Annotated in this window: 26 protein-coding genes; all 26 read right to left on the reverse strand. The window is 54.2% G+C overall.

The window, feature by feature from the left end:
• Positions 1–149: 149 nt before the first annotated feature.
• The 26 genes from speB to KJZ99_03030 all read right to left on the reverse strand — a co-directional run bounded on the left by speB (position 150) and on the right by KJZ99_03030 (position 24,428).
• Positions 150–974, reverse strand: a complete 825-nt coding sequence (gene speB / locus KJZ99_02905; GenBank protein ID MCL4304836.1) for an agmatinase — start codon at positions 972–974, stop codon at positions 150–152.
• A 65-nt stretch (positions 975–1,039) separates the two neighbouring features.
• Positions 1,040–1,882, reverse strand: a complete 843-nt coding sequence (speE, locus tag KJZ99_02910; GenBank protein MCL4304837.1) for a polyamine aminopropyltransferase — start codon at positions 1,880–1,882, stop codon at positions 1,040–1,042.
• 151 nt (positions 1,883–2,033) lie between these two features.
• On the reverse strand, positions 2,034–2,501 hold the full coding sequence (locus KJZ99_02915; protein ID MCL4304838.1) for an arginine decarboxylase, pyruvoyl-dependent: 468 nt from the start codon (positions 2,499–2,501) through the stop codon (positions 2,034–2,036).
• Entirely contained in the window at positions 2,502–2,912 is a 411-nt protein-coding gene (gene speD / locus KJZ99_02920; protein ID MCL4304839.1) for an adenosylmethionine decarboxylase, read from the reverse strand. It lies immediately after the preceding gene.
• A 50-nt stretch (positions 2,913–2,962) separates the two neighbouring features.
• Entirely contained in the window at positions 2,963–3,514 is a 552-nt protein-coding gene (locus tag KJZ99_02925; GenBank protein MCL4304840.1) for a helix-turn-helix domain-containing protein, read from the reverse strand.
• Between the two features lie 275 nt (positions 3,515–3,789).
• Entirely contained in the window at positions 3,790–5,175 is a 1,386-nt protein-coding gene (hflX, locus tag KJZ99_02930) for a GTPase HflX (protein MCL4304841.1), read from the reverse strand.
• Positions 5,172–5,918 (reverse strand): nucleoside triphosphate pyrophosphohydrolase, encoded by a 747-nt coding sequence (mazG, locus tag KJZ99_02935; GenBank protein ID MCL4304842.1) that lies wholly within the window; start codon positions 5,916–5,918, stop codon positions 5,172–5,174. Before mazG ends, hflX begins: the two co-directional genes overlap by 4 nt.
• Before the next feature lie 84 nt (positions 5,919–6,002).
• Positions 6,003–6,524 (reverse strand): hypothetical protein, encoded by a 522-nt coding sequence (locus KJZ99_02940; protein MCL4304843.1) that lies wholly within the window; start codon positions 6,522–6,524, stop codon positions 6,003–6,005.
• Positions 6,521–7,819 carry a hemolysin family protein gene (locus KJZ99_02945; protein ID MCL4304844.1) on the reverse strand — a complete coding sequence of 433 codons (1,299 nt, stop codon included), beginning with the start codon at positions 7,817–7,819 and terminating at the stop codon, positions 6,521–6,523. The genes KJZ99_02940 and KJZ99_02945 overlap by 4 nt, the downstream gene beginning before the upstream one ends.
• On the reverse strand, positions 7,816–8,274 hold the full coding sequence (ybeY, locus tag KJZ99_02950; GenBank protein MCL4304845.1) for an rRNA maturation RNase YbeY: 459 nt from the start codon (positions 8,272–8,274) through the stop codon (positions 7,816–7,818). The genes KJZ99_02945 and ybeY overlap by 4 nt, the downstream gene beginning before the upstream one ends.
• Positions 8,267–9,283: a PhoH family protein gene (locus KJZ99_02955; protein ID MCL4304846.1), complete on the reverse strand. Its 1,017-nt coding sequence runs from the start codon at positions 9,281–9,283 to the stop codon at positions 8,267–8,269. Before KJZ99_02955 ends, ybeY begins: the two co-directional genes overlap by 8 nt.
• A gap of 387 nt (positions 9,284–9,670) precedes the next feature.
• Positions 9,671–11,455, reverse strand: a complete 1,785-nt coding sequence (gene aspS / locus KJZ99_02960; GenBank protein MCL4304847.1) for an aspartate--tRNA ligase — start codon at positions 11,453–11,455, stop codon at positions 9,671–9,673.
• Between the two features lie 282 nt (positions 11,456–11,737).
• Complete coding sequence (locus KJZ99_02965; protein MCL4304848.1) at positions 11,738–13,741, reverse strand: hypothetical protein; 2,004 nt, start codon at positions 13,739–13,741, stop codon at positions 11,738–11,740.
• Positions 13,742–13,913: 172 nt separating this feature from the next.
• The gene (locus tag KJZ99_02970) at positions 13,914–14,327 is read right to left on the reverse strand and encodes a F0F1 ATP synthase subunit epsilon (GenBank protein ID MCL4304849.1); all 414 of its coding nucleotides are present in this window, start codon (positions 14,325–14,327) and stop codon (positions 13,914–13,916) included.
• Positions 14,328–14,330: 3 nt separating this feature from the next.
• The gene (gene atpD / locus KJZ99_02975) at positions 14,331–15,791 is read right to left on the reverse strand and encodes a F0F1 ATP synthase subunit beta (protein MCL4304850.1); all 1,461 of its coding nucleotides are present in this window, start codon (positions 15,789–15,791) and stop codon (positions 14,331–14,333) included.
• A gap of 60 nt (positions 15,792–15,851) precedes the next feature.
• Positions 15,852–16,622, reverse strand: coding sequence for a HEAT repeat domain-containing protein (locus KJZ99_02980; protein MCL4304851.1), 771 nt, complete (start codon positions 16,620–16,622; stop codon positions 15,852–15,854).
• Between the two features lie 3 nt (positions 16,623–16,625).
• The gene (locus KJZ99_02985; protein ID MCL4304852.1) at positions 16,626–17,207 is read right to left on the reverse strand and encodes an NYN domain-containing protein; all 582 of its coding nucleotides are present in this window, start codon (positions 17,205–17,207) and stop codon (positions 16,626–16,628) included.
• Positions 17,208–17,215: 8 nt separating this feature from the next.
• Positions 17,216–17,863 (reverse strand): hypothetical protein, encoded by a 648-nt coding sequence (locus tag KJZ99_02990; GenBank protein MCL4304853.1) that lies wholly within the window; start codon positions 17,861–17,863, stop codon positions 17,216–17,218.
• A gap of 40 nt (positions 17,864–17,903) precedes the next feature.
• Positions 17,904–18,758, reverse strand: a complete 855-nt coding sequence (gene atpG / locus KJZ99_02995; GenBank protein ID MCL4304854.1) for an ATP synthase F1 subunit gamma — start codon at positions 18,756–18,758, stop codon at positions 17,904–17,906.
• Between the two features lie 33 nt (positions 18,759–18,791).
• Entirely contained in the window at positions 18,792–20,039 is a 1,248-nt protein-coding gene (locus tag KJZ99_03000) for a DUF2029 domain-containing protein (GenBank protein MCL4304855.1), read from the reverse strand.
• Between the two features lie 13 nt (positions 20,040–20,052).
• The gene (gene atpA, locus KJZ99_03005; GenBank protein ID MCL4304856.1) at positions 20,053–21,579 is read right to left on the reverse strand and encodes a F0F1 ATP synthase subunit alpha; all 1,527 of its coding nucleotides are present in this window, start codon (positions 21,577–21,579) and stop codon (positions 20,053–20,055) included.
• A 129-nt stretch (positions 21,580–21,708) separates the two neighbouring features.
• Positions 21,709–22,260 (reverse strand): ATP synthase F1 subunit delta, encoded by a 552-nt coding sequence (gene atpH, locus KJZ99_03010; protein MCL4304857.1) that lies wholly within the window; start codon positions 22,258–22,260, stop codon positions 21,709–21,711.
• The gene (atpF, locus tag KJZ99_03015; GenBank protein MCL4304858.1) at positions 22,257–22,751 is read right to left on the reverse strand and encodes a F0F1 ATP synthase subunit B; all 495 of its coding nucleotides are present in this window, start codon (positions 22,749–22,751) and stop codon (positions 22,257–22,259) included. Before atpF ends, atpH begins: the two co-directional genes overlap by 4 nt.
• 150 nt (positions 22,752–22,901) lie before the next feature.
• Positions 22,902–23,132 (reverse strand): ATP synthase F0 subunit C, encoded by a 231-nt coding sequence (locus KJZ99_03020; GenBank protein ID MCL4304859.1) that lies wholly within the window; start codon positions 23,130–23,132, stop codon positions 22,902–22,904.
• 103 nt (positions 23,133–23,235) lie between these two features.
• Entirely contained in the window at positions 23,236–24,159 is a 924-nt protein-coding gene (atpB, locus tag KJZ99_03025) for a F0F1 ATP synthase subunit A (protein ID MCL4304860.1), read from the reverse strand.
• Positions 24,156–24,428, reverse strand: a complete 273-nt coding sequence (locus KJZ99_03030) for a hypothetical protein (protein ID MCL4304861.1) — start codon at positions 24,426–24,428, stop codon at positions 24,156–24,158. Before KJZ99_03030 ends, atpB begins: the two co-directional genes overlap by 4 nt.
• Positions 24,429–24,449 lie beyond the last annotated feature (21 nt).

Genomic DNA, 24,449 nt, shown 5'->3' on the forward strand with positions numbered 1-24,449 from the left:
AAAGTCTTTAATCCTCAGGAGGTTCGCAATTATCAGAGACCCAGAACTCGAACTTTGATGCTATCTCAATGTTTCTTATGAATTTTATGGCAAATGACTAGGCAAGTCTATGGCCTAAGTCGTGGCAAAATGCACGCCACTTAACATGGCTATGCGAGGCTCGTTAGCACGAGCGTCCGCACGATTTTGGAGGAAACAACTGTGGAAACTTGACTTGGATCGTAGTCCGGGGACAGTTCAACAACATCCCAACCCACCCAATTGCACCCCTTAAGTGCACAGATCCAGGCCTGTAAAGTTTGGTAGGTCACCCCACCCGGCTCAGGGGTTCCGGTTCCCGGAAGTATAGATGGGTCAAGCACATCCAAGTCAACAGTTACATAGAGCGGTCGGTCGCCAACCCAAGCGCGAAGTGCTTCGGGTGTCGGGTAGTCGGGGTGGTAAGTTCCAAATTTCTTGGCAGTTTCGAACTCCTCCCGAGTGCCGGACCTCGGCCCAACCTGCAAGATTCGTGACGGATCCACAAATTCGCTGATTCTTCGGATAACCGTTGCATGGCTCAACTTTGTACCCAAGAAATCATCACGCAAGTCCAAATGTGCATCAAATTGCACCAAAACCATATCCGGATTAGACTTAAACGCCGCCTTGACCAGCGGGAGCGTGACCAGATGCTCACCCCCCAACCCAGCGGGCAGGACCCCTGCGCTATAGAGTTCGCCAGCGGCCTGTTCAATCAATCCCAAGGTCTCAAGCTTGTCACCGGGCGGCAGAATTAGATCTCCGAGGTCGGCAAAATGCACGTCTTCCAGATCCGCGTTGCACACCGGACAGTACGTTTCGATGCCTTCCGAGACATTCCGGATGGCCGCAGGACCGAACCGCGTGCCCGGTCTGAACGAGCAGGTGCCGTCATACGGAAGCCCTAAGAGCACCAAACGGGCACCCGCTTCGAAGGCCGGCCGGGCACCCATAAAGACTTGAGTTCTAATCGTCGGAGTATTGAAGAGCGGCAGCCTCGATATGACCGATGAATCGCTTACAGCGACAGACCGAGTTCACGTGCCAGAAACGCCGGCACAGCAAACGCCGCATCGTGGATCGCCGGCGTGTAATATTTTGACGACTGTGTAATCAACTGTTGCCGCTCAAGCTGCGCGGCTTCCATCGGATGCACCCGGTCGGAGGCAAAAAAGAAGCTCCACCATCCGTAAGGGTAGGTTGGGATCGGCGCGCCGTACCAATGAACCTGTGAAAAGAACTCGCGCATGACATCCCGAATGTGACGAAGTCTCGATTCCTGATCCCAGGGGCTGTGCGACTGAGTGACAAACACGCCGTGTTCGCGCAACGCACGCTTAGCCAAGTCGAAATACTTTTGCGTGAAGAGGACTTCTCCAGGGCCGATCGGGTCGGTCGAGTCGGAGAGGATAATGTCGAACTCTCCCTGGTGTGCCTGCAGATAGGCGAACCCGTCGCCAACCTGAATATCCACTCGAGGATCATCCAACATAGAGGTATGCTCAGGGAAGAACTCACGGCAAACATCAATTACGTCGCCGTCAATTTCCGCGAGCACCACCCTCTCAATGCCCGGATGCCGGAGGACTTCGCGCACCGTGCCGCCATCCCCACCGCCGACAACACAGACACTTTTGGGCGCAGGATGCGTGACGAGCGCGGGATGGGAGAGCATTTCGTGATAGACAAACTCATCACGCTCGGTGGTCATCATGCAGCCGTCAAGCACGAGTGTCCTCCCCCACCGCTCCGTCTCAACCACCTCGACCAACTGATACTGGGACTGCTTGGAGTACAGCAATCGGCCAGCTTTCCAGCCACCGCGGATGGGTCCGTATGTTTCAGTTAGCCAAAGTTCCATAGTTCACAAAGGGAAGCCAGAAAATACTGAACGGCACTCAGAGAATCAACATATCTCAACTTACTCTCTCTTCCTAAATTATGGACTTAAGAGAGTGTGAGGAAGAAAAAAGCCTCCCCGTTACGGGAGGCTTTGCAGAAGAGGCTATAGACTATGCCCAAAGGACGACACCTGCGAAGGCAGCTCCAATTTTGACCACCTTTCCAGAGGTGACCGCCACTTGGAGATCGGCCAGTGTCCAGCCGCGGGCTTTGAATGCGGCTTCAACCTTCTTAATGACAATCTGACGGCACTCATCTTCCGAACCCGTCATATGATGTTCCATGATGACACCGGGGAGATTCGGATCCGGTGTCACACCCAGTGCGACTCCGGCACAAACAACCGTTCCCGGCACATCACTGCATTCATCCGCATAGGCTATCGGCACAAGGGCTCCATACGGAAGTTGTATCGGATCAATCTTCGAGGCGGCAGGCGGCAGAATTGAACTCATGCGGACCAGATTTGTATTCCCCACTCCAGCAGCCAATAACGCGTTATCGAAGGCGTTCAGTTCGGTTTCACCTTCGGCGAAACCTGCGACAAGAAAGTACTTGTCAGGTGTCTTAATGATCATTTAGGCAACCGCCGCGGTCAGTGCCGGCGCTGCCTTGTGAGAGTCAAACCGCAGACCGTGCGAGTTCATGATACCGCGCTTCATTTCCATGGCGGTGAACTCTTCGGCTTCGAGCGCCTGTTTCAGGTGTTCGAACGCAACAGCGGGATCAACCTCATCACCACAGGTGAAGAGGTCCACGGCGGCATAGCCGAACTCGGGCCATGTGTGAATGGCCAGATGCGATTCGGCAATGATGATTGCCCCTGAAACTCCGTAGGGATTGAACAGGTGGAAGGCTTCCGTGACGATTGTTGCGCCCGCCTTCAGAGCTGCTTCGCGCATCGCACGCTTGACGGCGGCGACGTCGTTGAGGAGTTCAGGATTACACTTGTGATAATCGACCACAATTTGCTGTCCCAAAGACTTCAATTCAGGTTCTCCTACCCAAAAGGGTGAAAAGGTGAAAAACCCAACGCAACTTAGAAAGTGGGCGGCGTTGTTACCCAAATAAACTCGGCGCTTCGCTTGCCGGAGTTTCGAATGAAATGTTCCCGTTCGCCGGAATAGTAGAAGCTCGACCCGGCCGACGCGGAGAAACTGTCGCTGCCGAACACTAATTGGATAGCGCCCGACAACACAAACCCAAAAGCTTCACCCTGATAGGGCTTGGTCGGATAGGTCTGCTGTCCAGCCTCGAGAGTGACCAAGGCGGCTTCCATTTCGCGGTCCGCCCCGCCCGGAATCAAGAGTTCAAACCGTTCAGCACCGGTCTCCATTAGAGAGATTCGCTCTGACTTGGTAAAAACCACCTGATCAGGTTGCGACTCTTTGAAGAAGTCCGTGACCTTAACATCCAGTACTTTCAGGATTTGCAAGAGGCTGTCGACTGAAATACTGGTCTGGTCGCGTTCGAGCAGCGAGATGAACCCTTTGGTCAAATCCGCCCGTTCGGCTAACTCTTCTTGGGTCAGGTCCCGGGCGAGTCGGAGATTTCGTAAGCGTGCTCCGATATCCACCGGTCTGTGTTCCAAGTATATTAAACTTTCTGTTCAATAAAGTGAATGCAAATATACAGAGAAAAGGGGGTCTTGTCAAGACCCCCTCAAGGGACATTCGGCTGTAAGTCACTAAGATTACAAGTGCCTATTGAGGACTACTGTGGAGCCGAAAGTTTAATATATATCGTCCTTTATCACACTTAAGCGTGCCCGTCCAATCCCTCAAAAGGCCAAAAATGGGAAAACCCCGCAAACTACCCCGAAAAATACTTCGTGACTTACGCCTCTGTCTGTGGAAGACGAAGTCGCTAAGAGTCAGTCGCTCCACCACGCCGCCAAGGGTCAGGCTTTGCTTTTTCCAGGAATCCCAGTCTTCCTGCATCCACCTTATCCATCCTGACCTGCAAAGTGACTTTATCCCCAACAGTCTCAGTAGCGAGGACTTCTCCGACTTTATACAGCTCTTGCCAGAGCTTGCCATCGGCAACATCGAGCTCAATGTCCAGGGTGATTTTGCCCTGCTCGAGGACCATTCGCATCCGTTCCCGCAAGCTGTCAATCCCTTCCCCGCTCCGCGCGCTGACCAGCACGCCTTCAGGCCGATGTTCTTTCACCCAGCGCAACGGGGATGGGTCTTCCAAAGCATCGATCTTGTTGAAGACTTCAATCACCGGTATGTCAGAAAGTCCCATGTCCGTCAGAATCTTTTCTACTGTTTCTTTCTGCTCCAGAAAGGTAACGGAGGCAAGATCCACAACATGCACGATGCAATCGGCTTCTCGAATCTCCTCTAATGTGGAGCGGAAGCTCGCCACGAGTCCGGGTGGTAATTTTCTGATGAAGCCGACAGTATCTGACAACACGGCCTTTATTCCCTGTCCAAGAGGCAACATCCGCGTCGTTGAGTCGAGGGTGGCAAAGAGCAGGTTTTCCTCATAAACACCAGCCGAGGTCAGGACATTCATTAGAGTGGACTTGCCCACGTTTGTGTAGCCAGCCAAAGAGAAGCGGAATACTTCCTGCCGCTTGGCCCGCTGAGTACGATGCTGGCGCTCGATATCGGCAAGCTCTTCTTCGAGTTTGCGGATGCGTGTGCGAACTATCCGGCGGTCAGTTTCGATCTGGGTTTCGCCGGGACCCCGCATCCCGATACCGCCGCGCTGACGTTCAAGGTGCGTCCACGCGCCCGTCAGTCGCGGCAACATATATTTGAGCTGTGCAAGCTCGACCTGAGTACGGGCTTCACGGGTCTGCGCCCGCCGCGCAAAAATGTCGAGGATCAAACCAGAACGGTCAATAACGCGAGACTTTAGCTCGCGCTCGAGATTCCGTGTTTGCGCGGGTGCGGGGTCTTCGTCGATCACGACCAAGTCCGCCCCGGTTTCCGCGACATACGAGGCGATCTCTGCGGTCTTTCCTTTGCCTAAGTAGAGGGCGGAGTCAATCTGCCGCAGCTTCACCAGCTCGCGATCCACGATTTCCGCTCCGGCAGTCTCGACCAGCATGGCCAGTTCATCGAGATGATCCTGCGCGGTGGACATAAGTTCCCCCGGCTTGCAAACTCCGATCAGGAAGGCCCGTTCTTTCTTGGGAACGAGGGCATTTTCGGCATCGCCTTGCGACGCATCTTCGATTCGCAGCCGGTCGTATCCGAGCGATCGTGCCCGATCTTCCTTCCTGCGACCGGGACTCAAGAGTTCACCTCTTCGCGCGATTTTGCAAGATTCCACAGCTCGTCCATTTTCTCAAGTCCGGCCTCATGGAGAGGAATTCCAGCTTCGCGCAAGTCCAGTTCAATTTGGCCAAAGCGGTTTGTGAATTTCTCGATGGACGTCCGCAGGGCTTCTTCAGGATGAATGTTTAACTTGCGTCCCAAATTCACCAAGGTAAACAGCAGGTCACCAAATTCCGCTTCAATGCGCTCGCGGCGGCCCGCAGACAGCTCAAGTTTCAGCTCGTCGATCTCTTCGGAAAGCTTTTGCCAGACCGGTTCATCGGAGGGCCAGTCGAAGCCGACCGCCGCCGCCTTTTCCTGCACTCGGTAAGCCCGATTCAGGGCCGGTTGATGCTTGGGGACACCGGACAGGAGTTGCGGGCGATGGGTCTCGGCAAGTTTAATCTGCTCCCACTGCTTGTTCACGTCATCGGTCGAGTTCACAACCGCATCGCCGAACACGTGCGGATGGCGGCGTATCAGCTTCTCGTTGATTTTTTGCAGCACGTCCACGAGCGTGAATAGTTGTTCTTCTTCGGCGAGCCGCGCATGAAAGACGATATGCAGGAGCAAGTCCCCAAGCTCCGACTTCAATTCGACGTAGGCCTTGCGGTCGATCGAGTCGAGGACTTCGTAAGTCTCTTCGATGAGATAGGGGCGCAGCGATTCATGCGTCTGCTCGCGGTCCCACGGACAACCGTCCGGTGCGCGGAGAGCTGCCATAATATGCGCAAGCCGCGCGAACTCTGCGGCGGCTTGGTCAGTAAACGGAGTAGGCTGAAAGACTCTGGTCACAAGTGCTTTTCTTTACAAGTATTGCAGCAACGCGTTGATACGACGCGCGTGATCGCCGGATCTGCTGTCCACTAATAGATGATAGAGAGTCTGCCGACAGGGATGGGCAAGCGCAATCTTCGTTCGTGCGCGCAGTTCGCAGGCCAAAGCAGTTACATATAGTTCGGGATTAAGAGACAGATCAATGAGCAGGTCGTGCTCCACCGACTTTAAAGCGCGCAGCGTTTGAGTATTGGGCAAGCCAAAACGTGTGGCCGCCGCAGGATCATAACTCATGACCGTGCAATATTCGTTGATGACCAGCCAGCTGCGGAAGTTGTCCCTCACCCAGATAGTAATCAGCCGCCCATCCAACCGGTCAAGCAGTTCGGGCAGAAAGGTCCTCACAAGATCGAAATCGTCAAAATTCGCAGGAAGTAGAATACACGCGCGCTGCGTCTTCCGGACGAGGCCCGGCAACTCGACCTGTCCATCCTCGTTGGCATGTGTGCGCCACGTGAGCAGCTTCCATCCGATGCGTTCACGCAGACTCATTTCGAAGAGTCCTCAATAGCCTCGCGGCGAATGATTCTCACGCGGCCCAGCCTGTGTCTGCGCACTTCTTCAATAATGAACTCATAATTGTGGTATTCAACTCGTGCATGGGCTTCTGGGAAATCGCCAATTTCGGACAGCAAGAATCCGCCGAGTGTATCGAAGTCGTCGTCGATTGGAATAACATCGTCGCCTAAAACTTCGTTCACGGTTTCCACGTCGACTTTAGCATCAAACAGGATAGTATATTCGTCGATACGCGTCCACAGCGGGCGTTCGGCATCATGCTCGTCCTGAATCTCGCCGACGATCTCTTCGATGATGTCTTCAAGTGTCACCAGCCCGGCCGTACCGCCGTATTCGTCCACGGCAATGGACATGTGAATGCGCTGCTCCTGAAACTGCTTGAGCAACTCATCGATAGTCTTGGCCTCAGGGACGAAGTGTGCCTGACGGAGAACTTTCTTCAAATCCACTTCTTGGTCAAAAGGATAGAATGTCATCAGGTCTTTCGCATGCAAGATACCGATGACATTATCCACACGCTCGTCATAGACCGGCAACCGCGAGTGTCCGCATTCACGGAGGATCTCAAGAACTCTGGTCAATGGGGTTCGGACTTCTATGGCGACCATATCTGTCCGCGGCACCATGATTTCGCGCACCGAGATTTCACCCAATTCAAAGATTGAGTGAATCATTTCGCGTTCCGTCTTTTCCAGCGCCCCATGCTCTTCGCCGACTTCAAGGAGAGTCTTAATCTCTTCCTCCGAGATCCAAAGCTTCCGTTTTTCGACACCGAAGGTCTTGGCGACTCCGTCGGCAATCGGGGTAATCACCAACGCAAAGGGATAGAGCAGCTTATCAAACAAAGTCATGGGACCAGCAATCGCACGCGACCACTTCAACGGGTTGCGGACGGCAGCGAATTTGGGGATGATCTCGCCGCAGACCAGCAAGGCAATCGTTACAGCAAGACCCTGCACGACGAACACGATCCACGGACTCGCGTTGAAATGACTGACTACGCGGGCGGTGGCAATCGCAGCAACGGTAGCTGCCATGATGTTGACAATCGTATTACCGATCAGCAGATTGATCAGCAGACGGCGCGGATCTTTCAGGAGCTTTGCCAGCACCCTGGAGGCCGGATCGTCAGACGACTCTTCCATCAGTTCGCGAATCTGCGAACGAGTCAGGGAGAATAGAGCCGTCTCGGAGGACGAGAAGAACGCTGAAAAGACCAGCAGCAAGCAGAACGCAAGCAGGCTCCAGAGGGAATAGGCGTCAATCATTCCGCCCTCCCTCTGCGCAGCGCAGCGTCTTCCAAGCGGCGCATTTCGGTTTTGCCGGAGTCCGTGTGATCGTCATAGCCTGCAAGATGCAGCACGCCATGTGCGGCAAGTCGCGCCACTTCTTCGTAGAGCGGCACACGATAGTCACGCGCTTGTCTGCGCGCTTGATCGAGACAAATGTAGATCTCACCCTCGAGCGCTTCGCCGGGTTCGGAGAGATCAAATGTCAAAACGTCGGTCGTGCCGGGCACGTTCAGGAATTCACGGTGGAGGGCGGCCATCTTGCGGTCGCCGATTAGAACCAGCCGAATCGATCCGACGGAGTTTGGGACGCGGCGCATCGCCGCGGCCGCACATGCCAAGGTGTAGCTTTTGCGCACGCGCGCTCGGGGAATCTCGGAGTAGAACTCTATCGAGCCGCGAGCGCGCCTGCGCGGGGGAGGTTTGTCATTCATCTGAGGTGGAGTGCGGCTCACCGGGTTTAGAAGGCAGCTTGCCGAGCGCTTCGCCTGTTTCTGATGCCGCGGACTCGCTCTCGTCCGGGTGTGATTTAGTATACCTGTCGTAGGCTCGCACGATGTGCCCCACGAGCGGATGGCGCACAACGTCCGAGGATTTCAATTTGATAAACTGAATGCCCGGGATAGTCTCAAGGATCTGCTCAAGGCCCAGTAGACCGCTATCTCCCTTACGCGGCAAGTCAATCTGAGTCATGTCGCCGGTAATTACGGCTTTCGAGTTTTCTCCAAGACGCGTCAGAAACATCTTCATTTGACCGTAGGTCGTATTCTGCGCTTCGTCAAGAATTAGGAATGCGTTATCGAGTGTACGGCCACGCATATAGGCGAGCGGGGCGATTTCGATGATTTGCCGGTCGAGCAATTTGCGCAATCTATCGGCGGGAATCATCTTCATCAATGCATCATATATTGGCCGGAAATACGGGTCCACTTTTTCGCGCACATCACCCGGCAGAAAACCGAGGCTCTCCCCTGCTTCAACGACCGGTCGCACGAGAATGATCCTATCGAACTTTCCCGCCTGGAACATCTGCACGGCACAGGCAACAGCAATGAACGTCTTGCCGGTTCCCGCGGGACCGAGCGCGAACGTCAAGTCATTGCGCTGGATAGCTTCCCAATACTCATTCTGTCCGGACGTGCGAGGATTGTAGGTCCGATCTCCGGAGCGGAACATAGCGGCAAAGGGAGCGCTGGGGTCGGCGTGGAGTTCGCGTTGCGCGCCGGTCGCCGGAGCACCGGAAATTCGCAGCACTCTGTCAATATCTCCTCGCGTCAAATGCCCCTGCTTGCGCGTGATACCGACGAGTTCCATGATAACTTCCACAGCCTCGAGATTGTCCTGTTGTGTTCCGCGAATCAGAACTTTTTCGCGACGCGCCGTGACTTTGGAGCTAATCATGCGCTGTAAGTAGCGCAGATTCTCGTCGTTGGGTCCGAGCATCGGGCGCAGAACCCCGTCCTCGACAGGCAGTTCGACGATTTCAATAAAGTCTTGAGGGGCTTGTTGCATTGCGGCAGATCTATGATTCAGGTCATGCCTCCTTGGGTTCATCCAACAAAAAATACCTCACAACGGTCAACTGGGACCGCAGGAGGTACAGCTTGTACGTGCGAAATGAGGTTTGACTTCGGTACTTATCCACTAAGCGTGGGTCGTCGCGGTTACCTATACTTCTTCGGGCTGACCACAGACATAAATTAACAAAAAACGGGCCGCAAGTCAACAAAGCCAAGGGCAGTCACCAAAAAAACAGGTTGTGGATAACCCCGTTAGGAAATTGTGATTTCAGGACTTGACTTATCCAGACTTATCGGAAATCCAGAATTGCTAGGACTTTCCAGTGTCCAACGGAAGAAGGTCTATCTTCAAGTCAGTCAAAAGCTTACGCTCAATCGGGGAGGGACTGCCGTCCATCAGTGACTGCGCCAGTGTCGTCTTGGGGAATGCAATGACGTCGCGAATCGGACGATTTGTCAACACCATGATCATCCGGTCGAAGCCAAGCGCAAAGCCTCCCATCGGAGGAGCACCATATTTCAAGGCATCCACAAGGAACCCGAAGCGAAGTTTAGCCTCTTCGTCCGAAATCCCGAGGAGCTGGAAGATCCTCGCTTGCTGGACTGGATCATGGATACGGATGGAGCCGGACAGCAGCTCGTTGCCGTTCATGACAAGGTCGTAGGAGGTGCTTCGCACATTCCACGGCTCGGTTTCGAGCAAGTGCTCATCCGCCGGATCGAATCCAGTGAAAGGATGGTGGGCAGGTGCGACTTCGCCGGTATCTTCATCTCTCTCGAACAGCGGAAAATCCACAACCCAGAACATCGAGACTTTGCGGTGATCCGCCGGATCAAACAGTTTAAAGTACTCGGCGAGTTTGATTCGGAACACACCGAGAGACTTTAAAACCTTACTCTTTTGTCCAACGGCCAACAGAAGCAAATCTCCCGTCTCCCCGCGCAGTTGGTCAGAAATCTTTTTCAACGCGCTATCATCAACCTTACCAGAAAGCATGCCCCCAAAGCCTTCTGCAGACAGTTTCAGAGGCAGAATACCACCGAGTCCGGCATGCTTGGCGAGTTCTTCGACTTCGCTAAACTGTTTGCGGGAAATCTCGGCATGCCCGGGCACTCGTAGCCCAATGACCACTCCTCCTTCTTCCACAGCGCCGCGAATCACCCGGAATTCGGTGTCTTTCACAAGCTCGGTAACATTCTCAAAGCGCAAGTCATACCGCAGATCCGGCTTATCCGAGCCGTAATGCTCAATGCACTCTGTGTAGGTCAGTCTCTTGAGCGGCACGGGCAGCTCGACTCCCCACACTTCTCGGAGGATTTTCACCCACAGCGACTCGACAACTGCAAATACGCCATCGCGCGTGGCAAATGACATCTCGACGTCAATCTGCGTGAACTCCGGCTGGCGGTCGCTGCGCAGGTCCTCGTCACGGAAACACTTACAGATCTGAAAGTACTTGTCAAAGCCCGCAACCATGAGAATCTGTTTATAGATCTGTGGCGATTGCGGAAGCGCGTAGAACTGATGAGGAAACACGCGAGACGGCACGAGATAGTCGCGTGCACCTTCGGGTGTGCTCTTGACCAGACACGGTGTTTCAACTTCGATGAAGCCCTGCTCTGTGAAGTGATTGCGCGCTATGTTCGCGACCTTGTGCCGCAGAATCAGCACGTCCTGTAATTCGTGTCTGCGCAAGTCGAGATAGCGATATTTCAAGCGGAGCTCGTCGGACGCCTTCTCCGCACCTTCGATCTGGAAGGGTAACTCCGGGCAGCGGTTCAGCACTTCGATGGAGGACGCCACAACTTCCACTTCACCAGTTGGCAAATCGGAGTTGATCATCCCTTCGGGCCGCAACCGCACGGTCCCGTGAATCTCGATCACCCATTCATTCTTCAGCTCGTGGGCAATCTTCGCAACCTCGGCCGAGTCCTCCGGCTGCACGACGACCTGGGTTTTTCCGTAGCGGTCCCGCAGGTCAATAAAGACCAATCCGCCGAGGTCACGCGCGCGCGCCACCCAGCCTTGCAGCACAATTCGTTTTCCGTTGTCGCCCTTTCGAGGCTCCCCACAGGTATGAGTTCTTGTCGTCATCTTAAATTCCGCTTTTGTAGATCTGAGACCTGCAAAGGCATAAGATTATTAGAAATAACAGCGCCGCCAAGCAGGCGGCGCAGGTCATGCGTTCCAGCACAATATGGAGCAAATTTGGGGGAAAATCAACCCGGCAACAGGAACATCTGCAAGCCAGTGAATTAAAGACAAGTCAGACCATTCGTAACCTTGTGCTGACTAGACCGGTCCATTCACCGTCATAAACAGCCGGCGGCCCCTTCTGAGCCGCCGTTCCTTGGCCGCGCACAATGCAACGGCTAACTATCTCCCTGCCTGCAACACCCCGCCTCTAAGCGGGTATCTTTGGGGATCTCGTTCAGAGAGCCGCGCGTAGAGTTCTCTCCCCCCCTGCAGCAAGTAGCCGTTAACTTCCGCCCACTGATGTCCGCTCTCGAGCGTCTGCATTTCCGCATCCGCAGCCTGTGAGCTGAATTTGTAGAACTTCGAGCGAAGGCCTGCTGCCTTCGGATCCCGGCGGTCGAGAGTATGTGTTGCGAGTTCGAGCGACTCGTGCAACGTCCGGTTCATGACAGCATAGTCACGGTGCAATGCGAGTTTATGCTCGGCCAACAAGGCCAGCGAATCCCGTTCAGGCACTGCAGCGAATAGGAGAGTGAACATGTCGCCGAGGGCGATCGAGGATTCCGCAGCAAGCTTCTTCGCCTCCCCAATCTGAACGGTTAGGGCTTCGCTTAGTGATGCCACCGCATCGGGGTTCGCGGTTGCGGCCAGCGTCCGAGATATCTGTGTGGCGGTGGCTGCCGTCGAATGCCATTGGCTGCCACAGAGCTTGCGTAGTTCTTCAACGGGCCTGACAAAATCTCCGTAGAGACCGGTGATAGAGACATCAGCATTCTGCAGCTCACGATGCTGCAACGCGAACCGCCGTGCCAGTTTGCGGTAGGTGGCAGCCTGCGTGAGAATGGGAAAGGCGTCGTGCACGATGCCGTCAAAGCGAGGAGAATAGCCGTTCTGGCCGAAGCTCTTCAGCGGCGTCTTTTCCCACTGTGCCGAAGACCACATGACCAGCTGATTTGCAGCGTGCACATAAACATCATAGGCATGCTGAGCCGCTTCGGCCTTAAAGTCGTTAGAGAGAGTGGACCAGTGACCTTCGGCAAGCGGAGGAATAGACGCTTGCGGGCGCTGCGCAGTCATCGTAAACAAGTCTGCGGCCAGCGTGTAGGCCGAAAGCGCGTCTGACAGCAGGAGATCGCGTTTCGACAAGTCCTCGGGACGGCTTGAGTACATTCCGAGCTTAAATAGTGCATCGCCTTCAAGTCGATGCACACGGCCAATCAGTACGGCCACCGCGGCGTCATAATCAGGCGCGAGCACCAGCAGCTCCTGACTGTTGCGCTGCAATTCCCTGCAACGACGCTTCGCTTCCTTTGCGCTCCATTCGAGCGAAACTTGCAGTGTTTTTTCGAGAGCCGCAAACTCGAATTGCAGCAGTTCCCAGCGTGCGCGCGACGCCGCATTAGCCACCGCAGGCGAGTCAAAGCCCTCGCGTCTGCGCTGTTTCTGCCAGACTCCCCACGCGAGTTCGAACTGTTGTTTTGCCTGAATATCCCGATGCAAAACCTGTTCAATCAAACCCAATTCGACCGCCGCACGCAGCGCTTGCGGAGTATTCGGTGCGGCATTGCTCGAGAGTTTATAGAGCAGATCACGCGCTTCCTCGACACGATTGCTGCGCAGCAGCGTATTGCCCAACACGAGTTGATCTTCGGGCTGAAGAGGGTAGTTCTTCTTCAAAAGCTGCGCGCCGAGAAACGCAGCAGAATACCAGAGTTCATCTTGAGAATAAGCACGGAAGAGTGCGGCTTTGAACTCATTGGCCCACGGCTGTTGCGGATTCAGATCAGCTCGGTCCAGAAGAACGTCTGCCGCCAGAAGTTTGTCTTCAGGTGAATCATTTCGGGGCCAAGCGTATTTGAGGACGTGCTTCATCCACGGCGCCTCCGGATCGGCCAGGCAGAGATTCAGTGCCCAGCGGAAGCCCGGCGGGTCACCAGAAGTTGCGCGCGAGATTTCTGCAATAGTGACACAAGTTGAGTCCGTCCAACGTCCTGCGTCTCCGCTCAGAACCAGCGACTTAAACCCGCTCAACATATGCACGAGAGTGGTCGAGTCCGGCGCCGGCTGATCGAGCAGGAGTCGTGCATTCTGCAATTGCTGCTGCAAGTCTGATGCAGCCCAGGAAATAGAAGTCGTCGAAACAAGGCAGAGACAGGCGAGATATCGCAACAAAAAGTAGCGCACGGTAAACACTCCGGTTTTAGCTACTGCGTAAGGGGCAACTCGCGTGCCTGTTAGGCGAGCCAAGTATATGTGACGTGTGTCAGGCAAGGAACACAGCAAAGAAGGTCGAGCTTGCGGCTCGACCTTGCGATATTCGGACTTTAAGTGCGACTGGCTGGGCGCCTATCGGCAGCTAATCTCCCTTGTGTTCCGCGACAAGAATCAGCGCATTGGCACGACTCAGTGCGGCGCGGGCTTCGTCCCGTTCAACGGGTCGCGTGGCGGCCTCAATGCGCTGCTGGGCCTTCTGCTTGTCACTGCGTGCGCGTTCGAGGTCAATTTCGGACTTACGGTAACAGGTTTCAGCCAGAATAATCACCTTGTTACTGTCTACAGTGAAGTAACCTCCGCTGACCGCAAACTCCTCCTTCTTATTGTCCGGGAAGTCAATTTGCAACCTACCCGGACCTAATCCGGCCACCATGGGAGAGTGATTGGCGAGCACACCAAAATCCCCATTTGATCCGGGCGCACGCACGTGCACAACTTCAGCGGAGAGCAGATGCCGTTGCGGGGTAATCAGTTCAACGTGAAAGGTCGCGGCCATGTGTTACTTCTGTGCGGCTTCATGATTGCGGAGCACGTCCTCAATGCCGCCGCACATGTAAAAACTCTGCTCGCCGATGTGGTCGTAATCGCCTTCAAGGATTCCCTTGAAGCCTTTAATCGTATCGGCAGTCTTGACATAGACGCCGGGACGGCCGGTGAAGGCTTCCGCAACATGGAAGGGCTGCGACAGAAAGCGTTGAATCTTGCGCGCACGCTCGACAACGCGCTTATCGTCATCGGAAAGCTCATCCATACCGAGAATGGCAATGATGTCCTGCAAATCTTTGTAGCGTTGCAACGTAGACTGCACGCCACGAGCAACGTCGTAATGTTCTTGACCGACGACAAGCGGATCAAGAATGCGGGACGTAGAATCGAGCGGATCGACGGCGGGATAAATACCCAATTCGGCTATCTGCCGTGAAAGCACAGTCGTCGCGTCAAGATGCAAGAAGGTTGTCGCGGGAGCCGGGTCGGTCAAGTCGTCGGCAGGCACATAGACGGCTTGCACAGACGTGATCGATCCCTTGTTTGTCGACGTAATGCGCTCTTGCAATGCGCCCATCTCAGTGGCCAACGTCGGCTGGTAGCCTACGGCAGATGGCATACGACCCAAGAGAGCAGAGACTTCGGAGCCGGCCTGCGTGAAACGGAAGATGTTATCGATGAAGAGCAGCACATCCTTGCCTTCTTCATCGCGGAAATACTCGGCCATTGTCAAACCCGTCAGGGCCACGCGCGAACGTGAGCCGGGCGGCTCATTCATCTGACCAAAGACCATCGCAACTTTGGAGTCAGTCAGCGCGCTTTTTTCGACCTTGGTCATGTCGAATGAATGCACGTCAAAACTCTTCCCATACGAGACCACGCCGGACTCAACGAATTCACGCAACAGGTCATTGCCTTCACGCGTGCGTTCGCCGACACCGGCAAAGACGGAGATTCCCGAATGCGCCTTGGCGATGTTGTTGATGAGTTCCTGCACAATGACGGTTTTGCCCACACCGGCACCTCCGAACAGACCGATCTTCCCACCCTTGGAAAAGGGCTGGATCAAATCTATCACCTTAATGCCGGTTTCCAGCATTTCGGCACTCGTATTCAGCTCGGTCATTTTCGGAGCGGGACGGTGAATGGGAAAACGAGTTTTGGCCGCAACCGGACCCAGATCGTCCACAGGATCGCCGGTGACGTTCAAAATACGCCCAAGCACGGCATTTCCGACGGGCACACTGATCGGCTGACCGGTATTAATGACCGGCGTGCCACGCGTTAGACCTTCGGTCGGATTCATGGATACGGCGCGGACAGTGTTGTCACCCAAGTGCTGCTGCACTTCGAGCGTGAGCTGACGCCCGTCTTGATTGACGTGCAAAGCGGAATAAAGCGGCGGCAACTCGCCGTCTGGAAACTCGACGTCAATCACGACGCCGATAATCTGCTTGATGGTACCGTTGTTCATCAGATGTATTGGTTATGAGAAGAAATTCGGTTTTTCGATGCTGACCTGAATACCGCTGACTTAGAGCCTGGACAGCAGCTCGTCCCGAAGATCAGGATGCTTGCGGGCGAACGCGCCTTCGAGAACGAGCGGAATCAGTTCGGAATTGTAGGAAGACCCTTCGGCGATGCGCGCGTCCAGAAATTCGAATACGCTTTCAAATTCTGTTCTGCCGATTTCCCGCAGAGCGGAAACGACATTGCGTCTTACGTACTCAGCCGAATCTTCGTAGAGCGGTGCAAGCAGCTTCAGCGTGCGCGCCGCCTTTTCGGACGACTGCGAAGCAAAGCCCGACAGCGTCCGTGTCACCAGACGACGAATCCGGTAGTTTGGATCAGAGCGCCACTCTTCACAAAGCGAGAGAACATAATCCTCATGAAATGCGACCCAACCGGACAAATTCGGCCGGTCGTCCATGATCATCGCTGCCATGTCGCGCACTCCGGAGTTCTCATCATCGGCAAGCTGCTTAATCAGCGATGACCAAGTGCGCGGATTGAAACGTCCGATACGAGCAATCAAGACACACCCAAGCGCACGTGCCGCTTCGACCGAAGAACAGCTCAAGCGCATCGTGATATCTACGGCTACTTCCGGCGATCGTTCGATCTTATCAGCAGCAGAGCTTCCAAGCTCGATAATACGATACGACTCTTCAGCCGAATACTCAGAGAGCAGTTGTTCACAATCGGAAAGATGCAGTTCAGCATCTTCTGGTTTATCGCGCCAACGTTCAAGAGAGGCAATTACGGCGGACGTCAGCGCGTCGCGGTGGGAGGCCGACTCCGTCACCTGTTAATGCTCGTGATCGTGATCCAGCATCGGTCCGCCAAACCTGTGTTCACGCGGCTCAGGTGCCGTGCGCTCGATTTGAGCGCGCAGGTCTTGCAGATCAATGAAGTGCGAGCCGATAGCCTGACGGAGTTCCGCAGCGATCCAGTTTTGCGTTGACACGACACAGATATTCTTGCCGCGCGAGCGTAGCAATTCGAGAGCGCGTTCGAAGTCGCCGTCACCCGACAACAGAATAGCCTTGTCGTAATTCTCGATGGTATTAAACATGTCCATCACGATCTCGACATCGAGGTTAGCTTTTTGTGTCGTCTCGCCTGTTTCGCTGTCATAGATCGTTTTCAAACCCTTTGTCCGCACAACATAACCCGCGTAGGACAGAAAGCGCACAAAGTTCTCGTCACGGGGATCAGGCGGCTGCTTGAGGCCCATATACCAGTAAGCATCCGTCAGCTCATCATCGGCACGTAAGACTTTCAATAACTTTGCAGGATCAAAGAACCAACCGAGGCCCTTCTTCTGCGTATAGAACATATTAGCGCCATCCACGAATATCGAGATGCGGCGCTTCCAATACTGCGGCATATATCAAATTACCTTTTACGTATTAATAAGAACAGGCGGCGATGCCGTCTCATGGGAACCGTTTCCGGCGGAAGCGGCTCTTCTGGGACAGAATGAGCATGCGGATCCGAAAATTTCATCATTACTTTGCGCAGTATGGACATCTGCGCCATATATAAGTGGCGAGTTGCTTGCTCGTGATAGTAGAGCACGTCACCCGCGTAGAACAAATCTATATCAAGAAACCCGTGTGCCCACGAGGCGGCATTGACAGGATCCGGAAGACCATATTGAAGGGCGAGCGCGATTTCAGACGGAACCTCTTCACGCAGATCTTGCGCCAACTTTGCCAGGCTTCTGTAGATGGTGAGCTGAAGATCTGTTCCCAACGGACACGCGATGATTAATTCACGTCGCACCAAGTCTGCAAGTCGCGACACATGTGCGGAACGCTCAGAAGCCTTCAGCAGATGAATTTCGTCCCACGAAACGATTACGTCTGCAGGACTCACGCCAGTCACGACTCTGAAGGAACGCGCTCTCAGTTTGTTTGCAAGCGTTTCGGAGTGATGACCGGAGACAGCGACGGAATCGAAGGGCGGTTCGACACCATCGAGGAGGTCGGCAAGGTAACTTGCACTGGACTCAAGATCAAAGAACGGCAGCAATTGCGGCAAGATTATGCAGGCTGAATATACCTGCGCTGGCCGAAAGTATCTACTTCAGACCCTCGGCGCCGGCGACGATTTCAAGAATTTCTCCCGTAATCGCAGACTGACGTGCCTTGTTGTAATTCAGGGTCAGCCTGTCAATCAACTCGCCAGCATTCTTCGTGGCATTTTCCATTGCAGTCATACGAGCAGCCATTTCAGAAGCAAAGGACTCGAGCAGAACCCGCCACATCTGAACGTTTATGTGCTTCGGCAGTATAGCCTTTAGCACCTCAACTTCGCTCGGCTCAAAGATAATCTGCGTGCCGGGATGGGCAATCTCGCCATCAGATTCAATTGGAAGTAACTGCTCGACCACAACTTGCTGTTGAATGACCGATTTGAACTCGTTGTAAACGACGTAGACGCGATCCATCGTTCGATTCGTAAACTGCGCAGTGACGGATTCGCCGAGTTCGATGGCGTGATCGAAGCTCAGAGAATTGAAGAATCCCTGCATGCGATGCGCGACATTGGCATTTCTACGCGCAAAAAACTCCGCACCCTTCTTACCAACAGTCATCAGATGCACGTCGTGCTGCGCATTCGCCTGCATCAATTGTTGCGCGCGCTTCATGATGTTCACGTTGAAGCTACCCGCCAGCCCGCGGTCACCGGTTACCACGATAATCCCTACATTCTGGACATCTCGGATTTCCAGCAGCGGATGCGCGGAGCGATCCACACGTTCGGAGAGGTCCCGAACAGCGTCACGCAGAGTGAGCGAGTATGGCCGCGCATTCATCATGGCATCCTGCGCACGACGCAAGCGTGCGGCAGCGACCATCTTCATGACGCGAGTGACTTGCTGTGTTGCTTTGACGCTGGCAATGCGTCGTTTGATTATTTTAAGACCAGCCACAATTCACGAGAAGTTGAAATGGAATCAGAAGAACTAAGAATTCATGTTAAGCGGGGTGCATCGCACAGTTCGGCGGATGCGATGGAGGAGCCAGAACCAGAGCATAATCATGCCTACGCATTGACTGCCGCTGAAAACGCGTCCCACATCGGTCTCGTCGTAGAAACGCGTGAGCTTTGTCAAGAAGAAGATGCTTGCGATGAGGATCCAAGTCAAGCGGAAGCGAGACTCGTTGTGCGTCCATTCTTCATGAAGCGCCCAGCCCAGCACAGGTAACATCCAAAGCCAATAGTGCTCCCATGCCGTAGGCAGCGCAAGGAGTGTTCCTGATAGCAGCAAGCCGGCGAAAGCGGGAAAACTCTCTTTGTCATATCCCCTTCGAAAGAACACAAGCCACGCGATCGTGGGCAAGGCAATCAATGCGATAATCGCAAGCTTGGCTGTTTCCATGCGTGCATCGCTAAATGGAACGATATCGACCAGCGATTTGTCGTAGACCAGTCGCACGAACCAGCCAAGGAGCGACTGATTCCCCTGATAGGGATAGGTCAGGGTCCGGAACTCATTAACTGCCGCCCAAAAGAGTTCATGTACACGCAAACCCAGCACAAGCAGCGAAACTCCGAAAATCGCAATGAAGATCAATGCCGCCGACTTCACGGTCTTCCAGCGCTTCATCACGACCGGCAACGCCACAAATCCGATGGGAAACAATTTGACTGCACCCACGAAACCGAGGAGCACACCAGCAAGGGTATCTTTCTCCGCACGAAGCCACAGCAGACCTGCCCAAGTCAAAGCGGCGAGTGCGGGCACGATCTGACCAAGTTTCGCCGCACGGCTCATCGGATAACAGAGCAGAACAAGCGAGACACACCACAATGCATTGCGGAGTGTACGGTTCGCTCCGGTAAGCAGCAGAACAAACCAAGCATTAAGAAAGATCAGGCAGACGTTTGCCGCGAAAAGCACATTGCGCCAAACCCTTGCGTGGACAGAACTGGCAGGTGCGAGCGTTGCAGCCACGAACGGAGGATAGAAGTAAGGATTGCCAAATCCTTCACCTCCAAGACTTCTTGCGACAGGTTCATAAGTCTTGTACCACTCGTCGAACCTGTCAACTGGCGCGTACATATTTTCGATATCTCCCTGACCCCATTGATGCGCAGCCAATTGAATCGGCAACAGATCCACCATCCAGGGCGGGAATGCCGTGCGCTGCCAGAGGTAGACTCCGGCGACCAGCAAAAGAGCAAGAATCCAGTCGGGTGGGTGTTTCACCGACTGTCACGCTTTACGCAGCGCGAACCTTGTTGTAAGAGATCTTGAATTCCTCAATATGAGACTTCATCCTGCCCGTCAGATCATCGTCAAGTGCCTTCTTGGTCCTAATCCCCTCAAGCACCGCTGTTCCCACGGAGCGCAGATACTTCATATACTCAACTTGAAAAGCGGCAATCTCTCCGTTCGGAATATCATCCAGATAGCCCTGACCGGCGGTCCATAGAATAACGACTTGCTCTTCGACGGGCCAAGGGGCATACTGACCTTGCTTCAGGACTTCTGTCAGCTTGGCACCGCGCGTTAGCTGCGCCTGTGTCGCTTTGTCGAGGTCCGACGCAAACTGCGCAAATGCTGCGAGAGCGCGATACTGAGCAAGGTCGAGTCGAAGCTTACCAGCCACTTGGCGCATGGCTTTGATTTGAGCATTTCCACCGACACGCGAAACAGAAATACCAACGTTGATAGCGGGACGAATACCGGAATAGAAGAGTTCAGATTCGAGGAAGATCTGTCCGTCGGTGATCGAAATGACGTTCGTTGGAATGTAGGCGGAGACGTCACCAGCCTGTGTCTCAATGATCGGTAGTGCGGTCAGCGAACCACCGCCGAGCGAATCATTGAGCTTGGCAGCACGTTCAAGCAGTCGCGAATGCAAATAGAACACGTCACCGGGATAGGCTTCGCGGCCCGGCGGGCGGCGCAGAAGCAAGGACATCTGACGATAGGCCCAGGCATGCTTTGTCAAGTCATCATAGATGCACACAGCATGCTTGCCATTGTCCCGGAAGAACTCGCCCATTGCGCATCCTGCGTACGGAGCGATGAACTGAATCGGAGCGGGCTCAACCGCGGTAGAAGACACCACGATCGTATGCTCCATCGCACCATGATCCTCAAGAGTCTTGACGACTTGAGCGATCGTGGAACCTTTCTGTCCGATGGCGACATAGATACAAACGACACCCTGACCCTTTTGATTGATGATCGCATCAATGGCAATGGCAGTCTTACCGGTCTGGCGATCGCCGATGATGAGCTCTCTCTGACCACGGCCAATGGGAATCATCGCATCGATCGCCTTGATTCCGGTTTGCAGCGGCTCCTTCACGGGCTGACGCGTGACCACGCCGGTTGCAAGCCTTTCGACCGGGTTGAAGATTTTCGCGTTAATGGGTCCCTTGCCATCCAGCGGCTGCCCAAGAGGGTTGACCACACGACCCACGAGTTCCTCCCCGACAGGAACCTGTACGACTTTGCCGGTGCGCTTGACGATGTCGCCTTCCTTCACCGACTGGTCGGAACCGAAGAGCACGCAGCCAACATTGTCCTCTTCGAGATTCAAGGCCATGCCTTGCACGTTGCCGGGGAATTCGACGAGTTCGCCGTACATGACCTTGTCGAGGCCATAGACACGGGCGATACCGTCACCGACGTAGACGACGCGGCCGACTTCATCCACAGCAGACAGGGCTTGGTAGTCCGCGATCTGCTCTTTGAGTATGGAGGTAATTTCTTCGGGCTTAAGTTTGGTGGACATGGTGAAGGTGAAAACTTGAAAATGTTACTTCTGGAAGCAGTTACAGAAACGAACGTCTGCAACAGCAATTGAACAAATTAGATGGCAGCAAGTCTGCGAAGAATGAGCGGCACAAAGGACATTGCCGGACTATGCCTGGCCGACGAGATGTTTTTGCAGTTCAGAAACCTTGCGGGCAAGTGAACCATCGAGCTGATGATCGGGATAGATCACCACGATCCCGCCGAGCAGCGCAGGATTTACCTGATATGTGATGACAGGTTTCTTTCCGCTCCGGGCTGCAACGCTCTGCTTGATCTGTTCTCTTAGAGTTTCGGAGACCGGAACGGCAGTCTGCACAGTGACTTCGACCTGTCCTTCATAGTGCCGCCAATACTCGTGGTAGCGGCCAGGGATAAGCGGGAGCAAATCCAGCCTTGACTTTTCAATCAAGAGATCGATGAACCGATTGGTCATTGAACAGAAGCCGAGTTTGGCCCCGAGACTGACAAGAATGCCACGGAGCTTAGCGCTGCCCAGCGATGGATTGGACAGCAGATGAGGTAGTTCACGATTCTCCGTGAACACAGCTTCGAGCGCCTGCAAGTCCCGTTCAACTTCGACGACACAGTTGCCCTTCTGAGCAGCAAAAAAGAGCGAGCGCGCATAGCGCGTCGGCAACGGACCGTGGAAGCCTTTCAACGATCCTCCTTCAAGGCATCCATAATCAACTTCTCGTGTTCTTTGTCGTCGATGACGCGACCCAAGAGACGGGAGGTGGCTCTCGCGGTTAACTCGGCGACATGGCGCGAGAGTTCGGCTTTGGCGCCTTCAGATTCACGGGCAATGTCCGCACGCGCGCGCTCAATGAGCTTGTGCGACTGTTCCTTGGCTTCAACTTCGGCTTCGCTGCGGAGCTTTGCCGCGTGGTCTTGTGCATGCTGAATAATCTCCGCGGCTTCCTTCTTCGCATTGGCCATGGCCTTTTTGTAATCGTCAAGCAGGGCGCCCGCCTTCTCGCGTTCAGCCTTAGCTGTCTCGAGGTCATTGCGGATGGATGATTCGCGATCCTGAAGTCCTTTGATGATAGGCTTCCAGGCATACTTGCCGAACAACCAGACGACAATTAAGAAGGTGATGATCGTCCAGATGACCGATCCGGGTTCGATATTCAGGATATTTTGCAGGCCCATGAGGTCTTAGACAAGCTCCAATTTACAGGTTCCGGCTGATTTGCGTGGAGGTTTGAAAACACAAAACAGCACCGATTGAAAGACGTGCCAGCAGTGAGCGTGACACAACTGAGTGTCCGGCAGCGTCAGAACGCTGACGAGAACCGATCGTTACTTCGTCCAGATCAGAATTTCAACGAGGAAGGCGAAGAGCGCAGCTCCTTCAACCAGACCGGCCATCACAAGGGCGGCACCTTGAATTTTACCGGCGGCTTCGGGCTGACGGGCAATACCTTCCATAGCGCTCTTACCAATCGCACCGATACCAAAACCAGCACCGAGGGCGAACAAACCGGCGCCCAAACCAGCGCCAAGCAGAGCGAGACCGTTTCCGAGTTCCATGAGAGAAGTTCTCCGAGAAGTTAGCTTGTGTATGAATGAATTGAGTGAATTCTGATCAAGATCTGCAGTGCGGGTGAACTCGCGACGGCAGAAACACTCGAGATTAGTGCGAAGGATGCATGGTCAATCCTACAAACACTGCGGTCAGCATGATAAAGATATAGGACTGAATCAGCGCGACAATGATTTCGAGCAGGAACACAGCGGTAGCCACCGCGATCGCAGGAGCGGCAAACAACAGACTGACTATCAATCCGAGCAAGACTGCAAGGACTGCATGTCCAGCCAACATATTCGCAAAAAGACGAATGGTAAGTGCAAAGGGACGAATGAGGAAGCTCACGATTTCAATGATAATCATGAGGGGCATTAGCCAGCCCGGGACTCCGGGAGGCGCGAAGATGTGCAGAAAGCCGCCGACACCGTTTGCTTTGATTCCCATTCCGACCATGAGTCCGAGTGTGCACAATGCAAGCCCTGCGGTCACATTCACGTTGCCTGTTGCGGAACTTCCCCACGGCAGAAGTCCGAGCAAGTTGGAGAAGAGTATGCCGGTGAACAAGCACATGAAGTAGGGCATGAACGCGTCGGTCTTTTCATGCAGATTAGGCTTCACGACATCATTCCGCACGAAGAGCACGAGAGCTTCCAGTGCGTTGCGAAGTCCCGAAGGAACAGGGGTTTTCTGACGTGCCGCACTCCAGACCACCAGCCCCATGAGCAGGAGAGCGATCAGCCACCACAAGCGATGTTTACTGAGCAGGAACTCGAAACCGCCGATCTTAAAAGTCGGCAAATGAAAACTCAGGCCCAGGAACTCGAAGTGATCGGAGTCCACAAGGTGATGTTCAAGAATGTGAATCAGTGTCGTGCCTAAATCATCTTTGTGACCGTCGCCGTGCGCAGCATCAGCCGGAGCAGTATTCGCGTGTGGGTCGGTTTTCGCAACCTTATTGTCCACACGCGCAAAAGCCAGTCCCACAAGGACAGTCAAAGAAAAGATGATGAGCAGGCGAACGAGTTTCATGCAGTTCTGCGGTGAATTAAGTATTCAAGTCCGAGGCTAACAAAATAGGCGACGACAACGCCAAGCAACAGGGGAACCTTGGCAGTTTCAGGCTGCTTCAGCTGCCCAATCAACCCAATCCCGATCAACGCAAACCGAACAACCATACCAGCGGCACGCAGCTTGACATAGCCGGACATTCCACTCTTGGGTCGAATCCAAGCCAAAGCAAGCGGAGGAAGCGAGGCAACTGTGCCAATCAGCAATCCGGAGAGGAAGGAATTCATCATATCTGTTTGCGGCTCCAGATC

Source organism: bacterium (genome assembly GCA_023382385.1).
Taxonomy (GTDB): domain Bacteria; phylum Electryoneota; class RPQS01; order RPQS01; family RPQS01; genus JABWCQ01.